We start from the raw sequence: 14892 nt of genomic DNA on the forward strand, positions 1-14892 counted from the left end.
CGCCCGGGTCGACGCCGGGGGTAGGTTCTCCACGCAATCGAGACCTCAACGTGGAATCGGCGAGGCCCCCACGTGCAGCACCACATTGCCGTTCATCGGCACCGACGCCCCGGCCGACGGGCTCTGCCCGACGACCTTGCCGGAGGCGTTGCCGTCGAGGGTGATCACCGTGGTCTGGCTGAGCTGACCGGTCCAGCCGAGCTCACGCAGCCGTTCCTGGGCCTGAGTGGGAGTGAGTCCGCCCAGATCCGGAACGGTGATCCGGTCACCGGCCGAGACCTGCACGGTGATGGTCGACCCCTTCTCCGCGGTACTGCCGCCGGCGGGGCTGGTGGACAGCACCTCGCCCTTGGGCTGTGGTGACTTCACCTCTTTGATCGACACGGTGAACCCCGCACTGTCCTCGAGGTTCGGCTGGGCGACGGAAATGTCCTGGCCCACCACGTCGGGTACCCGGATCTCCTCGGGCCCGGTACCGATGGTGACAAATATCGGCTGATCGATGTCGACCCGCACGCCGGCGCTGGGCTCCTGCGCGATCACCTTGTCGGTCTCGGCGGTGCTCGACGCCTGGCGCTGTACGTTCGGGTCCAGTTGCAGCCCGAGCGCGTTGAGCGCCTGCTCGGCCTCGGCGCGGGTCATCATCTCCAGCCGGGGCACCGGCACCTGCGTGGGACCGGTCGATACCTGCAGGGTGACGGTGCTGCCCTTGTCGATGCGCGAACCGCCCAGCGGCTGGGTGGCGATCACATTTCCGGTGGCCACCTTGCCATCGGGTTTCTGCTGTACGGCCACATGGAAACCGGCCGCTTCCAGTTCCGTCTGTGCCTGCTGAGCGGGGCGCCCGGACAGATCGGGCACCGCGATCTGGTCGGATTTGCTGCCGGGACCGAGTAGCACCCAGAACATGCCGAATGCGACGGCCACCGCGGCGGCGACACCGATGGCGATCAGGCCCGTGCGGTTGCGGCCCTCGTCGGGCGGGCCGACGGCGACCTGCTCGGAGGTGTTCTCGGCCTGGTCGTGAAATCGACGCGGGGGCGGTTCGTCCTCGTAATCCATGATGGTGGTGCGATCTTCGTCGTTCATCACCATCGGCGCGCTCGGCTTCTGCCCACCAAGCACGCGGATCAGATCGGCGCGCATCTCGGCCGCGCTCTGATACCGGTTGGCCGGATTCTTGGCCATCGCCTTGAGGATCACCGAGTCCAGCTCGCGCGGCACACCTGGATTCACCGACGACGGCAGCGGCGGGTCTTCCTTCACATGCTGGTAGGCGACCGCCACCGGCGAGTCGCCCATGAACGGCGGCTGACCGGTGAGGATCTCGAACAGCACGCAACCCACGGAGTACACGTCCGAACGGGCGTCGACGGTTTCGCCGCGCGCCTGCTCGGGTGAGAGGTACTGGGCGGTGCCGATCACCGCGGCGGTCTGGGTCATCGGGTTGGAGCTGTCGGCGAGCGCGCGGGCGATGCCGAAATCCATCACCTTCACCGCGCCCGCGCGGTTGATCATGATGTTGGCCGGCTTCATATCGCGGTGCACGATGCCGGCCTTGTGGCTGAAATCGAGCGCGGCGCACACGTCGGCCACGATCTCCATCGCCTTGCGCGGCGCCAGCGGACCCTTGCCGCGCACGATGTCGCGCAGGGTGTCGCCCTCCACGTACTCCATCACGATGTAGGGCAGCGGACCGCCGTCGACGGTGGCCTCGCCGGTGTCGTAGACGGCCACGATCGCCGGGTGGTTCAGCGCGGCCGCATTCTGCGCTTCCCGCTTGAAGCGCAGGTAGAACGTGGGATCGCGGGCGAGGTCGGCGCGCAGCACCTTGATCGCGACGTCGCGCGAGAGCCGCACATCGCGGGCCCGGTGCACCTCCGACATGCCGCCGAACCCGATGATCTCGCCCAGCTCGTACCGCGAGGAGAGATTCTTCGGGGTCGTCATCGCTGTCCTATGTTCGGGCCTACGACTTCGTCATTCTCGGGAAACGGCAGGTCGATGGTGGGCAGAGTCGGGCGCCGCGCCGTGGTGGTCTCCACGATGGGCCGGGTGGTGGTCGCCACCGTGGTCGTCGGGGCCGCCGTGGTGGTGGTCGGTTCAGTCGTGGTGGTCGGCGCCTCGGTGGTGGTGGTCGGTTCGGGCGTGGTGGTCGGGGCCTCGGTGGTGGTGGTCGGGCGCGGTTCCTGCGTGGTCGTCGGGTCCTCGGGGGTGAAGACCGGCGGCGGCAGCGGGCGGGTGGTGGTCGCCGACGGCGAGGGCTGCGTGGTCTGCACCGTGGTGGTCGTCGGAGTCCCGGAATCACGGTTCGGTTCACCACCGAACAGCAGCCACAGCACACCGCCGCCGAGCAGCAGCGCGCCGATACCCAGCGCGATCAGCCATTTCTGATTGTTCTTGCTGTTGTCGGCCGGCAGCGGCGTGGCGCCCGCGGCCTGGGTGGGCGGGCCGCCGTAACCGCCGGGGGGCGGACCGGCCGGACCACCGGGCTGCTGGCCGAAACGCATGGTGGCGCCGTCGTAGTCGGCGGCGGCAGCGGCGGCGGCGGCGGGGATCGCCACGGTCGGGCCGGGCGGCAGTACCCGGGTGGCCCCGGTCATCGACTGACCGGCGCCGCCGGGCACGGGCGGCATGTGTCCGGCGCGCACCGCCGCGACGGCGTCGGCGAACTCGCCACCACTGCTGTAGCGCTGCGTGGGGTCCTTGGCCATCGTGATGGCGATCAGATCGTGCACATTGGTGGGCAGATCCTCGGGCAGCGGCGGCGGGGCGTCGCGCACGTGCTTCATCGCGACGGTGATCGCGCCCTCGCCGGTGAACGGGCGTACCCCGGCCAGGGCTTCGTAGCCGACGATGCCCAGCGAGTACACGTCCGAAGCCGCGGTGGCGTCTTCGCCGACGGCCTGCTCAGGTGCGATGTACTGGGCGGTGCCCATCACCATGCCGGTCTTGGTCACCGGGGAGGCGTCCACGGCCTTGGCGATGCCGAAGTCGGTGATCTTCACCTGACCGGTCGGCGTCACGAGGATATTGCCCGGCTTCACATCACGGTGCACCACGCCCGCGGCGTGGGCGACCTCGAGTGCGCGACCGGTCTGCTCGAGCATGTCCAGCGCTTGCAGGACCGAGAGCCGGCCCATCCGGTTGAGCACGGCATTGAGCGGTTCGCCCTGTACCAGCTCCATCACCAGATAGGCGGTCTCGCCGCCCGACGGGTCGGTGGTCTCGCCGTAGTCGTAGATGCCCGCGATCCCGGGGGCGTTGAGTTGCGCGGTGGTGCGCGCCTCCACCCGGAACCGCTGCCGGAACGTCGGGTCGGCCGAGAACTCGGTCTTGAGAACCTTGACCGCCACCCGGCGGTCGAGCCGGGTGTCCATCGCTTCCCACACCTGACCCATACCGCCGGTGGCGATGAGCCGCTGCAGGCGGTAGCGGTCGGCGATCATGGCGCCGTTGTTCAGCATCGGGGCCCCCGTGTTGTCACTCGCACACTCATTTCGTTCAGCCCCCTGCCAGGCCGGCGTCCAGTACCGACCGGGCGATCGGAGCGGCCACGGAGCCACCGGTCGCCGCCAGCGCCCGGTCGCCGCCGTTCTCGACGATCACCGCGATGGCGATCTTCGGGTTCTGCGCCGGCGCGAAGGCCATGTACCAGGCGTGTGGCGGGGTGTTGCGGGGATTGCTGCCGTGTTCGGCGGTCCCGGTCTTGGACGCGATCTGGTAGGGCGACCGGCCGCCGCCCGCGGTGTTGGCTTCCGAGGCAATCATCAGGTTCACCAGGCTCGACGCTACCTGCGGGCTCACGGCTTGGCCGACCGAGAACGGCTCGGTCTCGCTCAACTCCGACAGATCGGGCGCTTGGGTCTGATCCACCAGGTAGGGCTGCATCCGGGAACCACCGTTGGCGATGGTCGCCGCGATCACCGCCACATCGAGCGGGGTCACCGCCACGTCACGCTGGCCGATGCTGGTCTGGCCGAGCGCCGCATTGTCGGGGATCGAGCCGATGGTCGACTCGGCGACCGGCAGCGGGATGCCCTGATGCGGGCCGATGCCGAACGCGGCGGCCTGGTCCTTGAGTTCGGATTCGCCGACCTTCACCCCGAGTTCGACGAACGCGGTGTTGCAGGAGCGCCGGAACGCCTCGTAGAGGCTGGCGGTCGGCTGGTCACCGCAGGTGCTGCCGTTGTAGTTCTCCAGCGTGGTCGCCGTACCCGGCAGGGTGATGTTGGGGGCGGCGGTGAACTGGTCGTCGACACCGACGCCGTTGCTCAGGGCGGCGGCGGTGACCACGGCCTTGAACGTCGAGCCCGGCGGGTAGGTCTGGGAGATGGCGCGATTGAGCATCGGCTGGTCCGGGTCGCTGTTGAGCCGCTCCCACGCCGCCCGGCCCGCCGCGCCGTCGTGGCCCGACAGCTCGTTGGGGTCGTAGCTCGGGGTGGACACCATGGTCAGGATCTTGCCGGTACTCGGCTCGATCGCCACCACCGAACCGGTGTAGCCCTTGGCCGTCATCTCGTCGTAGGCCACCTGCTGCATCACCGGGTTCAGCGTGGTGAGCACATTGGCGCCGCGCGGGTCGCGACCGGCGAACATGTCGACCAGCCGGCGCCCGAACAGGCTCGAGTCGTTGCCCGACAGCAGCGGGTCCTCGGCCAGCTCCAGCCCGGTCTTGCCGTACTGCATCGAGTAGAAACCGGTGACCGGCGCGTAAGCCGGTGGGGTGCTCGGGTATTGGCGCAGGTACTTGTACCTGTCGTCGGTGGACACCGAACCGGCGAGCACGGTGCCGCCCGCCGAGATCTGGCCGCGCTGGCGCGAGTACTCGTCGAGCAGCACTCGCACGTTGCGTGGATCGGCGCGCAGATCGTCGGCCTTGACCACCTGCAGATAGGTGGCGTTCGCCAGCAACGCGACGACCATCACCATCACGGCGACGACGACGCGACGTAATGGAGTGTTCATTCGTTCGCCCTGCCTTCCGCCCTACGCAACAACTCCGTCGACGCGTCCGCGAGCGGCGCCGGTGCGCGTTTGCGGCTCGGTGCCGGTGCCCGCGCGGAGTCCGAAATCTTGATCAACAGCCCGAGCAGCGCGTAGTTGGCCAGCAGCGAAGAACCACCGTAGGAGATGAACGGCGTGGTCAGGCCGGTGAGCGGGATCAGCTTGGTGACACCGCCGACCACCACGAAGATCTGGATCGCGATGGTGAACGACAGCCCGGCCGCGAGCAACTTGCCGAAGCTGTCGCGCACGGCGAGCGCGGTCCGCAGCCCACGCACGATGAAGATCAGGAACAGCATCAGCACCGCGGTGAGCCCGACCAGGCCGAGTTCCTCACCGATCGTGGTGACGATGAAGTCGGTCTTGGCGAAGGGCACCTGCTGCGGTCGTCCGCTGCCCAGCCCGGTGCCGGCCAGCCCGCCGGTGGCGAAACCGAACAGCGACTGCGAGATCTGGTAGCCGGTGTTGTTGTAGTCGTCGAACGGGTGCAGCCAGGTGTCGACCCGGACCCGCACGTGCCCGAAGAGCTGATAGGCGAACAAGAACCCGAGCGCGAGCAGGCCGCCGCCGATCAGCAGCCAGCCCACCCGTTCGGTGGCGATGTAGAGCATCACCAGCACCGTGCCGAAGATCAGCAGCGAAGTGCCGAGGTCCTTTTCGAGCACCAGCACGCCGATGCACACGACCCACACGATCAGCACCGGGCCCAGGTCGCGGGGGCGCGGGAACTCCATGCCGAGGAAGTGCTTGCCGGCCGCGGTGAACAGGTCGCGCTTGGCGACCAGTACCCCGGCGAAGAACACGATCAGCAGGATCTTCGCGAATTCACCCGGCTGCATGCTGAATCCGGGCAGCCGGATCCAGATCTTGGCGCCGTTGACTTCGGAGAATTTGGCGGGCAGCAGGGCTGGAATCGCCAGCGCGATCAACCCGACCAGGCCTAGGGTGTAGGTGTAGCGAGCCAGCGTGCGGTAGTCCCGCAAGACGATGAGCAGGCCGATGAACACCACGATGCCCAGGCCGGTCCACATGATCTGCTGGTTGGCGTCGGGGGAGGGGATCGGCTCGGAGTCGTACACCGCCTGCTGCGCGTCGGCCAGGTCGAGCCGATGGATCAGTACCAGCCCCAAGCCGTTGAGCAGCGCCACGATCGGCAGCAGCAGCGGATCGGCGAACGGCGCGAACCGGCGCACGGCCAGGTGCGCGACCCCGAACAGCGCGAGGAACGCCAAGCCGTACTTGGCGATGTCCCAGGTGATCGACTGTTCCTGGCTCGCCTCGACGATGAACAACGACACCGTCGTGATCCCGGCCGCCCCCGCCAACAGCAGCAACTCCTGGTTGCGCCGGGTCGACGGTGGTGGCGCCGGCGCGAAGCCGCCAGGGGGACTGGGGAACGCCCCAGCCGACGGTGGTGGCGGTGCGGACATCAGTCCGTCACCCGGCAGTTCTCCCCTGAGGTCTGCGGGGATGTCGTCGGAGCGGGTGTCGTGGTGGCCGGGGCCTGGGTGGTCGGCGGGGTCGCGGGCTGATCGGGGCCGGGCGGCGGCGGTGCGTCACCGGTGGGCGCGGGCGGTGCCTCGGTGGGCAGCACGCCGGGCTGGGGCTGGGATTCCTGCTTCGGGCAGGGCGGCAGCAGTTCGGTGTTGGCCAGCCGTCGCATGCTCTCGCTCGCCCGGTCGAGCGAATCCACCGGCAGGGGCATCTGATCACGACCGGTCTGGCGCAGGTCGCTCACCATCAGTTTCTTGCAGCCGGTCGGCGCGGACTCGCCCACCGAGACGAGGGTGAGCTCGCCCTTGCTGTTCACGCAGCCGGTGAGTTCCACATCGTGAATGGAGTAACCCAGGATCGAACCGGGCAGCCCGCGCATCACGACCACCTGATCGTTGTCGGCGCCCACGTAGTAGTTGCTGCGAATCATCTTGTAGCCCACCACCAGGCCCACCGCTACCGCGGCGATCAACGCCACCGACAGCAGCACCCAGCGCAGCTTGTGCGACTTGGTCTCCGGCGGCGGAGCGGGGGTGGCGGCCCGCCGCGGTTGCGCGCGCGGCGGGCGCATGGCCGCGGCCCGGCCCGCCGCGGTGTTCGGTGGCGGCGCGTCTTCCTCGTCCTCGGTGGAGGCGGCGCCCGCGACGATCGGATGGCTCTGGCCGTAGTCGAGATCGATCACATCGGCGACGACCACGGTGACGTTGTCGGGCCCGCCGCTGCGCAACGCCAGCTCGATGAGCCGGTCGGCGCACTCGTCGGTGCTGCCCTCGCGCATGGTGTTGCCGATGGTCTCGTCGCTCACCACATCGGAAAGCCCGTCCGAGCACAGCAGGTAGCGGTCACCGGCGCGGGCTTCGCGCATGATCAGCGTCGGCTCGATCTCGTTGCCCGTGAGGGCGCGCATGATCAGCGAACGCTGCGGGTGGGTGTGCGCCTGCTCCGCGGTGATGCGGCCCTCGTCGACCAGTGACTGCACGAAGGTGTCGTCGCGGGTGATCTGGGCGAGTTCGCCGTCGCGCAGCAGGTAGGCGCGGGAATCGCCGATGTGCACCAGGCCCAGCTTGCGGCCCGCGAACAGGATGGCGGTGAGCGTGGTGCCCATGCCGTCGAGTTCGGGTTCGGCCTCGACGTGGTCGGCGATGGCGGCGTTGCCGGAGCGGGTGGCGCGGTCGAGCTTGGTGAGGATGTCCTCGCCCGGTTCGTCGTCGTCGAGATGCGCCAGCGCGGCGATCATCAACTGGGAGGCGACTTCACCGGCGGCGTGGCCACCCATTCCATCGGCCAGGGCCAGCAGGCGTGCGCCCGCGTAGACCGAATCCTCGTTGTTGCCCCGGACGAGTCCGCGGTCGCTTCGCGCGGTGTAGCGCAGAACAAGTGTCACGATCGCAGCTCGATCACTGTTTTGCCGACCCGGACAGGAGTGCCGAGCGGAACACGGACGGCGGTGGTGACTTTCGCGCGGTCGAGATAGGTGCCATTGGTGGAACCGAGGTCTTCCACATACCAGTCGTCACCACGCTGAGAGAGTCGCGCGTGCCTGGTCGAGGCATAGTCGTCGGTGAGTACCAGCGTCGAATCGTCGGCGCGTCCGATGAGGACCGGCTGCGTGCCGAGAGTGATCCGTGTGCCGGCTAGTGAACCGTGAGTCACCACTAGATACTTGGCGCCCTTCTGGCCTCGGCTGAAGGAGGGCAGCCCCATGGATCCACGTGTGGTGGCCTTGGGCTGTATCCGAATGCCGGATGCCGCGTAGATATCGCTGCGCAAGGTCCGCAGAACGGCCCAGACGAACAACCAGAGCAGCAGCAGGAACCCCGCGCGGGTCAATTGCAGGATCAATCCCTGCACGGCGTTACACCTCCTGTCAGCCCGGGTACGTCGATACGGCAGGTGCGGGCCGAGTAACCCCCACCAGCATGCTGGCTTGCGGGCCCCGAGGTCGGGGCCGTGCGTGTGATGGCAGCATCATAGAGCCGACAGCGTCGACTCGTGACCTGCACCGCGCAGCTTACGGGATCAGACGATCCGGATCAGGATCTCGGAATGTCCGGCCCGGATCACGTCACCGTCGGCGAGCTGCCAATCCTGCACCGGCGACCCGTTGACCAGGGTGCCGTTGGTGGAACCGAGGTCCGACAGCATCGCGGTCTGACCGTCCCAGCGCACCTCGATATGGCGGCGCGACACACCCGTGTCGGGCAACCGGAAGTGCGCGTCCTGGCCACGGCCGATGATGTTGGAACCCTCGCGCAGCTGGTAGGTGCGTCCGCTGCCGTCGTCGAGCTGCAGTGTGGCCGAGTAGCTGGACTGCGCGGGCGCGCCGTAGCCGCCCTGCTGGCCGTAGCCCTGTTGCGGGTCGGCGTATCCGGGCTGCCCGTAGCCGCCCTGCTGGTCGTATCCGGGCTCCGCGTAACCGGGCTGCCCGTAACCGCCTTGCTGCCCGTAAGCCTGTTGCGGGTCGGCGTATCCGGGCTGGCCGTAGCCGCCCTGCTGGTCGTATCCGGGCTCCGCGTAACCGGGCTGCCCGTAACCGCCCTGCTGCCCGTACCCCTGCTGCGGGTCGGCGTAACCCTGCTGGCCGTAACCGCCTTGCTGCTCGTACCCGGGCTCACCGTAAGCGGGCGGCGGGGCACCGTATCCACCCTGCTGGCTGTAGGCCTGCTGGCCGTACCCGCCCTGCTGGTCGTAGCCGGGCTCACCGTAGGCGGGCGGCGGTGCGCCGTAGCCACCCTGCTGGCCGTAACCGGGCTGGGCGCCGGGGTCGTAGCCGTTCTGGTACTCACCGCCGGGCTGACCGTAGGCCGGGTCCCCGTAACCGGGCTGCCCCTCGGGTGCGCCGTAGCCGCCACCCGGGTGGCCGTACTCGTCGGGGTAGGAAGCCCCTGGCGCCGCACCGCGCGGAGCGGGCGGCGGTGCGTACCCGCGGTTGCGTGGATCGGACTCCGCGGGCTCTCGGCTTGGCTCGTAGCCTGAGTTGTGCGTCATGGGGCCAGCTCCTGGTGGGTGTGCGGGTCGTTGTGGCGGTCCGGGGCGAGGTGGGGCGCTCCCACGACCGGCGTCGGGGTCGACGCGGCCGCTCGCTCTGAACATTCCGGTGTGCAGCGTAGGTGATGCCTCGAACGCCACGTGTACTTCGCCGTAGGTCTGCCAGCCCTGCTCGCGGATGTAATCCTGCAGATGTTTGGCGAACGCCTTGGTCGTCAGTTCGTGATCGGCGTCGAACTTCCCGTGATCGGATTCGTTGATCGTGATCACGTAATTGTTCGGCGCGAGCTGGTGCCCGCCGCCCAGATCCTGGATCTGATCTGCGGCTTCGCGCTGCAGCGCGGCCTCCACCTCTTGGGGAACGACGCTGCCGCCGAACACCCTCGCGAACACGTCACCGACGGCGCCCTGTAAGCGACGCTCGAATCTCGACACGATGCCCATCACAGCCCTCCCTTCGGTGCGCGTGTCCACCCGGGCCGGCACGCAGATCACGGCGTGTCCGGACCCGACCACGTTCCTTGCATGATATCCACGATCCTCCACCCAGGTAACTCCCGGCGAGCCGCCCCGGTTCCCGAGCTGATCACACCGGCATCGCCACAGGTCAGAGGATCGATTTTATTTTCCGTGCCGTAGCATGTTAGATTTTTCCAGTCGCTCGGGCGAGTGGCGGAATGGCAGACGCGCTGGCTTCAGGTGCCAGTGTCCTTAGGGACGTGGGGGTTCAAGTCCCCCTTCGCCCACAAAGACCAAGGCTCGATCCTCCGGGATCGGGCCTTTGGTCGTTTCCGGGGACGCGGTAGGCGAATCGAGCGCGGCGGGCGCATCAGGCCTTGTGCGCGATCAGCAGGTGCAGCGGGATCGGCGGATCGGCCAGGGTGGTGTGGTCGACGGTGAAGCCCGCCGCGGTGAGGGCGGCGACCACCTCCGGCACCGGACGCAGCCTGAATCCGTAAGGGGTGAAAGGCATTTTGGCCATCGCCTCCGGATCGCCGATGCCGATGACCGCCGTGCCGCCGGGGCGCAGGACCCGCGCGAGGTCGGAGCACGCGGTGGGCAGGTCCTCGAGAAAGTAGATGGTGTTGACGGTGATGGCCGCGTCGAGACTCGCATCGGGCAGGGGCAGTGCGCCCAGTGCGCCCGCGGCGAGGACGAGGCGGTCGCCGGCGACTTCCATGGCGAAAGTGCTGCGGGCGCGCGCGAGCATGTCGGGGGCGGGTTCGACGCCGTGGACCACGCCGTCGGCCCCGACCCGCTCGAGCAGTAGCGCCAGCCCGGCGCCACCGCCGAATCCGATATCGGCCACATCGGCGCCCGTGGCCGGTGCGGCGGCGTCCACCGCGGCGGTGATGGCGCGCTTGTTCGTACGGTTGAGGAGGAAGGCCACGATCTTGCCGAGTGGCCCGTGTGGATTCCCCAACTGGCCGGCGATGGCGGTGAGCAGGCGGTCCTTTACCCCGGTCATCCCGTCATCGTAGGCGTCCGGGCCGCTGCGGGCGCGACACCGCGAAACATCGGCCGTCGAGGCGCGGGATTACCCGGTCCAGCCGATCGGTCACGTTGATGAGTCGAAGATCACACCATCCGTTTCGGTGCGGTGTTCCGGGTGTTCTCGTGCTGATTTCGCGCCGTTGGGCGCCCCGTTCGCAACCGGTCACGAGCCCGGTTAAAGGCCCTAGTCAAGTGTTCAGGGCTGATTGCTGGGCGCGGAGCATGTTTGCAGGCATGTAAACAAACTTAAGGTCTCTTTTAATGTTCGGCAGATGCGGCAAACCGAAATTCTGTTGCCGAATCCGCAGGTTATCGGCTATGTGGGCGCCTTCGGCTGGGCGCAAGTAACCGTCGGGAAATCTCGCGCGACGCGAGGCTCGATGCCAGGTGGGGAGCGCCCCGAGGTTTGCCGAAGGTGAATTCTCGGGTTCGCCCGCAGCGAGATTTCGGTAGCGCCAGAAGTTAGCTACAGGTGTGGAAATCACTGACTCCACAACCCTTCGCAGGGTCACACTTCATACGCCGGACCTGCGCGAAGGGGGTTGCGTGGGCATAACGATTGTGTACAGTTAGCGCCAACGCTGGCCGCAGCTGAGCTCGACTCGCTGCGGCCAGCGGAACTCAAATGGGGGAGTTCGATACCTTCTCGTAACTTTGTGTAGCTACCGGTTGTCCGGCGTCGTCCCGTCACCGTGTGCTCGGAGTTGCCTGCTTCGCAAATGCACGTGCAGATGCGTGATCACGCCCGGTCCAGCGCCTTCGGTGCGGGAGCGAGCCAGCGCCGAGACGGATCGGGTAGTGCCTCCGGCGGCGCGGTCGCGACGTCCTGCTCCTCGGCCACCCGTCGGCCGATGCCGAAGACATACACGAGGAACAACGCCTCGGCCGCGAAGCCGAACGCGATCCGCACCGGCGCGGGCAACCCACTCGGGGTCACAAAACCCTCGAGCAGCCCGCACACCAGCAGCACCACCACCAGGCCCAGCGCCACCGTCGCGGTCGCCCGGCCCTGCCGGGCCAGCGCCGTCGCCCGGCTGTGCCGTCCGGGATCGACCAGTGTCCAGCCGAGCTTCAGCCCCACACCGCCCGCGACGAACAACGCGGTGAGCTCGAGCGTGCCGTGCGGAAGGATGAAGCCGAAGAACGAATCGAGGCGCCCGGCGTCGGCCATCAATCCACCGGTTATCCCCAGATTCAGCGCATTCATCAACAATGCGTACACAGCCGGCAGGATCAGCACACCGGTGAACAACGCGATCGCCGCCACCCACGAATTGTGAGTCCACACCTGTGCGGCGAAGGCATCGTTGGGATGTTCGGAGTAGTAGGACTCGAACGAACCCCCAGGTCCGGTGATGATCGAGGTGTCGCCGTCGGGTATCCCCAGCGCGCGCCGGGCCGCCGCGGAGTTGTCCACAAGCGCGCCGATCACCGCCGACACGGCCAGGAAAATCACAGTTGTCCCCACCCACCACGGCCACACTCGATACACAGCCTCGGGAAAACCTCTGGTGAAGAACCGGGCGACCTCGCGCCACGGTTGTGCACGGGCCGCCAGCACCCGCCCCCGAGCCCGCGCCAGCAGCGCGCTCAGGCCGGCCACCACATCCGGATCGGCATGGTGGCCCTGCAACTTCGCCAGCTGCTGGGAGGCGGTGCGGTAGAGCCGGACCAGTTCATCGGCCTCGGCGCCGGACAATTTTCGCTGGCGCACCAGCTGATCCAGCCGATACCACGACCGTTGATGCGCCCAGCTGTAGGCATCGGTGTCCATATCGGGAATGCTAGCCACATGGCCGAATTCACCACCGGCGAAGCGGTGGCGCTCGAACTTCCGATCGCGCGTATCCCCAGCCGTGCGGGCGCTTTCCTGCTCGACCTGCTGATGCAGCTCACCCTCGCGTTCTGCCTGTTCTACGCCGGGCTGCTCGGGCTGGCCTTCGCCGGCGCCGACTCGGCCTGGTTCGCGGTGCTCGGCGTGGTCACCATGGTGACGGTGCTGGTCGGCTATCCGGTGTGCAGTGAGACGCTCACCCGCGGGCGCTCACTGGGCAAGATGGCCTTCGGTCTGCGCGTGGTGCGGGCCGACGCGGGGCCAACCGACTTCCGCCACGCCCTCACCCGCGGCCTGACCGGCGCGATCGTGGACTTCTGGATGCTCGGTGCCTTCGGCTCGGTCGCCGTCGTCACGGCACTGTGCTCGCGGGAAGGCCGACGGGTGGGCGACGTGCTGGCCGGGACCGTGGTCGTGCACACCCGCCAGACCCTGCCCCGGCCCGCGCTGGCCGCCACGCCGCCGTGGCTCGCCGGCTGGGCGGCCCAGGTGGACCCGAGCGGTATGTCCGACGAACTGAGCGGCGCGGCGCGGCAGTACCTCACCAGGTTGCGCACCTTGACGCCCGCCGCCCAGCATCAGCTCGGTGCGCGGCTGGCCGAGGCGATGTGCGCGGCGGTGCGGTGCCAGGTGCCGGCGGGGTATCCGCCGTATCACGTGATCGGCGCGATTCTCGCTCGCCGGCAGCAGCTTTCCCTGCGCTGACCCTGTGGACAACCTGTTGGTGAATCGGTGGATGAACTGTGAGTGCCGGTGGAAACTCTCGTTGTCCACAATTCAGAGCGACCCGGATTGCTTCAGTTCGAGGTACTCGTCGGCGAGGGCTTCGGCCAGCCGATCGGGCGCTGCGGCGACCACGGACACCCCGCGCCGACGCAACGATTCCCGCACCAGCGCCCGTTCGGCCAGCACCGTTTCGGCGGCGGCCGCGGTGTAGACGGCGTCGGTACTACTGCGATCACGGGCGGCGGCGGCGATTTCCGGGTCGGTGACCGACACGATGAGCACGCGATGACGCCGGGTGAGGGTGGGCAGCACGGGCAGTAGGTGTTCGGTGACGGTCGGCCCGTCGAGACCGGTGAACCAGACGATGAGCGCGCGCCTGCGTACCCGCGAGAGCACGGTGCGCACCAGCCCGGTGGTGTCGGTGTCCACCAGGCGCGGCGTCACCCCGGCCAGGGTGTGCATGAGTTTGGTCGGGAGTTCCCGGCCCGCGGCCCCGTTCACTTCCGCGCGTACCGTGCGGTCGTAGGCCAGCAGGTCGACGGTGTCGCCCGCGGCCGACGCCAGCCCGCCCAGCAGCAGCGCCGCGTCGATCGCACTGTCGAGCCGGGTGCCATCGCCCACGCGACCCGCGGCGGTGCGGCCGGTGTCGAGCACCATCAGCATGTGCCGGTTGCGTTCGGGTCGCCAGGTGCGCACCAGCACGTCGGTGGCGCGGGCGGTGGCCCGCCAGTCGATGCTGCGCACGTCGTCACCCGCCACGTATTCGCGGAACGAGTCGAACTCGGTGCCCTGGCCGCGGGTGTCGGCGACATTGCGGCCCTCGAGATGATGCAGCCGCCGGACCTTCGACCGCAGCAGCCGCTCACTGCGGAAGGCGGGCAGCGCGCGTACCCGGGCCGGGACATCGACGCGGGTCTGGCGTCCGGCCATGCCGAGGGGTCCGAACAATCGCAGCGTCACCGGTCCGGCCACGCGATCACCGCGATAGCTCGGAGTCAGGTTCGTCCGTAACCGCATCCGGGTACGTGGTGCGAGGTCGAGCGGCTGGGCGCGGTGTTCGGCACGAACACTGTCGGGCCACGAATCCCACAGCAGCCCGCGCACGGTGCCCGGCCCGGTGTTGGTCACCGCCAATTCCACCTCGGCGCTACGACCCGAGCGCACGACGGTCAACGGATCTCGGTTCAGCGCCAGCGTTTCCGCCCGCGGGGTGCGCGCGACATCCACCAGCAGGACCGCCGCCAGCACCGCGCACGCGGCGAGCACGCCCACCCACGACGGCACCACGAGCATCACCACCCCCGCCGCCACCGTGGCGAGCAGGACGAACCGGCCTGTGACGACCACCG

General features: G+C 68.5%; 11 protein-coding genes and 1 tRNA gene. 2 read left to right on the forward strand and 10 right to left on the reverse strand.

The window, feature by feature from the left end:
- Positions 1-45: 45 nt before the first annotated feature.
- The 7 genes from pknB to ACFO5K_RS20815 all read right to left on the reverse strand — a co-directional run bounded on the left by pknB (position 46) and on the right by ACFO5K_RS20815 (position 9933).
- A complete protein-coding gene (gene pknB, locus ACFO5K_RS20785; RefSeq protein WP_378565443.1) occupies positions 46-1950 on the reverse strand; it encodes a Stk1 family PASTA domain-containing Ser/Thr kinase in 1905 nt (634 codons plus the stop codon).
- Complete coding sequence (locus tag ACFO5K_RS20790; RefSeq protein WP_378565446.1) at positions 1947-3467, reverse strand: protein kinase domain-containing protein; 1521 nt, start codon at positions 3465-3467, stop codon at positions 1947-1949. The genes pknB and ACFO5K_RS20790 overlap by 4 nt, the downstream gene beginning before the upstream one ends.
- A 37-nt stretch (positions 3468-3504) precedes the next feature.
- Positions 3505-4968 carry a peptidoglycan D,D-transpeptidase FtsI family protein gene (locus tag ACFO5K_RS20795; protein WP_378565449.1) on the reverse strand — a complete coding sequence of 488 codons (1464 nt, stop codon included), beginning with the start codon at positions 4966-4968 and terminating at the stop codon, positions 3505-3507.
- Positions 4965-6437 carry an FtsW/RodA/SpoVE family cell cycle protein gene (locus tag ACFO5K_RS20800; protein ID WP_378565452.1) on the reverse strand — a complete coding sequence of 491 codons (1473 nt, stop codon included), beginning with the start codon at positions 6435-6437 and terminating at the stop codon, positions 4965-4967. Before ACFO5K_RS20800 ends, ACFO5K_RS20795 begins: the two co-directional genes overlap by 4 nt.
- Positions 6437-7885, reverse strand: a complete 1449-nt coding sequence (locus ACFO5K_RS20805) for a PP2C family protein-serine/threonine phosphatase (RefSeq protein WP_378565455.1) — start codon at positions 7883-7885, stop codon at positions 6437-6439. Before ACFO5K_RS20805 ends, ACFO5K_RS20800 begins: the two co-directional genes overlap by 1 nt.
- Positions 7882-8352, reverse strand: coding sequence for an FHA domain-containing protein FhaB/FipA (locus ACFO5K_RS20810; protein WP_378565458.1), 471 nt, complete (start codon positions 8350-8352; stop codon positions 7882-7884). Before ACFO5K_RS20810 ends, ACFO5K_RS20805 begins: the two co-directional genes overlap by 4 nt.
- A gap of 168 nt (positions 8353-8520) precedes the next feature.
- On the reverse strand, positions 8521-9933 hold the full coding sequence (locus tag ACFO5K_RS20815) for a DUF3662 and FHA domain-containing protein (protein ID WP_378565461.1): 1413 nt from the start codon (positions 9931-9933) through the stop codon (positions 8521-8523).
- Positions 9934-10152: 219 nt separating this feature from the next.
- Between ACFO5K_RS20815 and ACFO5K_RS20820 the strand changes: the two genes are divergently transcribed.
- Positions 10153-10235: transfer RNA gene (locus tag ACFO5K_RS20820), tRNA-Leu, on the forward strand.
- 83 nt (positions 10236-10318) lie between these two features.
- Here ACFO5K_RS20820 and ACFO5K_RS20825 read toward each other — a convergent pair.
- Together ACFO5K_RS20825 and ACFO5K_RS20830 are read right to left on the reverse strand one after the other, a co-directional pair.
- A complete protein-coding gene (locus ACFO5K_RS20825) occupies positions 10319-10957 on the reverse strand; it encodes a methyltransferase domain-containing protein (protein WP_378565464.1) in 639 nt (212 codons plus the stop codon).
- 765 nt (positions 10958-11722) lie between these two features.
- On the reverse strand, positions 11723-12757 hold the full coding sequence (locus ACFO5K_RS20830) for a stage II sporulation protein M (protein ID WP_378565467.1): 1035 nt from the start codon (positions 12755-12757) through the stop codon (positions 11723-11725).
- Between the two features lie 18 nt (positions 12758-12775).
- On the opposite strand from ACFO5K_RS20830, the gene ACFO5K_RS20835 reads away from it, so the two are divergent.
- On the forward strand, positions 12776-13522 hold the full coding sequence (locus tag ACFO5K_RS20835; RefSeq protein ID WP_378565470.1) for an RDD family protein: 747 nt from the start codon (positions 12776-12778) through the stop codon (positions 13520-13522).
- Between the two features lie 72 nt (positions 13523-13594).
- On the opposite strand, the gene ACFO5K_RS20840 is transcribed toward ACFO5K_RS20835, so the two are convergent.
- Positions 13595-14890, reverse strand: coding sequence for a DUF58 domain-containing protein (locus ACFO5K_RS20840; RefSeq protein ID WP_378565473.1), 1296 nt, complete (start codon positions 14888-14890; stop codon positions 13595-13597).
- Positions 14891-14892: the final 2 nt, after the last annotated feature.

The sequence above is a fragment of the Nocardia halotolerans genome (assembly GCF_042650145.1).
Lineage (GTDB): Bacteria > Actinomycetota > Actinomycetes > Mycobacteriales > Mycobacteriaceae > Nocardia > Nocardia halotolerans.

Excerpts from the sequence above, each read along its gene's own strand:
- pknB (WP_378565443.1), bottom strand. The coding sequence starts at position 1,950 with ATGACGACCCCGAAGAATCTCTCCTCGCGGTACGAGCTGGGCGAGATC.
- ACFO5K_RS20790 (WP_378565446.1), bottom strand. The coding sequence starts at position 3,467 with ATGCTGAACAACGGCGCCATGATCGCCGACCGCTACCGCCTGCAGCGG.
- ACFO5K_RS20795 (WP_378565449.1), bottom strand. The coding sequence starts at position 4,968 with ATGAACACTCCATTACGTCGCGTCGTCGTCGCCGTGATGGTGATGGTC.
- ACFO5K_RS20800 (WP_378565452.1), bottom strand. The coding sequence starts at position 6,437 with ATGTCCGCACCGCCACCACCGTCGGCTGGGGCGTTCCCCAGTCCCCCT.
- ACFO5K_RS20815 (WP_378565461.1), bottom strand. The coding sequence starts at position 9,933 with ATGGGCATCGTGTCGAGATTCGAGCGTCGCTTACAGGGCGCCGTCGGT.
- ACFO5K_RS20825 (WP_378565464.1), bottom strand. The coding sequence starts at position 10,957 with ATGACCGGGGTAAAGGACCGCCTGCTCACCGCCATCGCCGGCCAGTTG.
- ACFO5K_RS20830 (WP_378565467.1), bottom strand. The coding sequence starts at position 12,757 with ATGGACACCGATGCCTACAGCTGGGCGCATCAACGGTCGTGGTATCGG.
- ACFO5K_RS20835 (WP_378565470.1), top strand. The coding sequence starts at position 12,776 with ATGGCCGAATTCACCACCGGCGAAGCGGTGGCGCTCGAACTTCCGATC.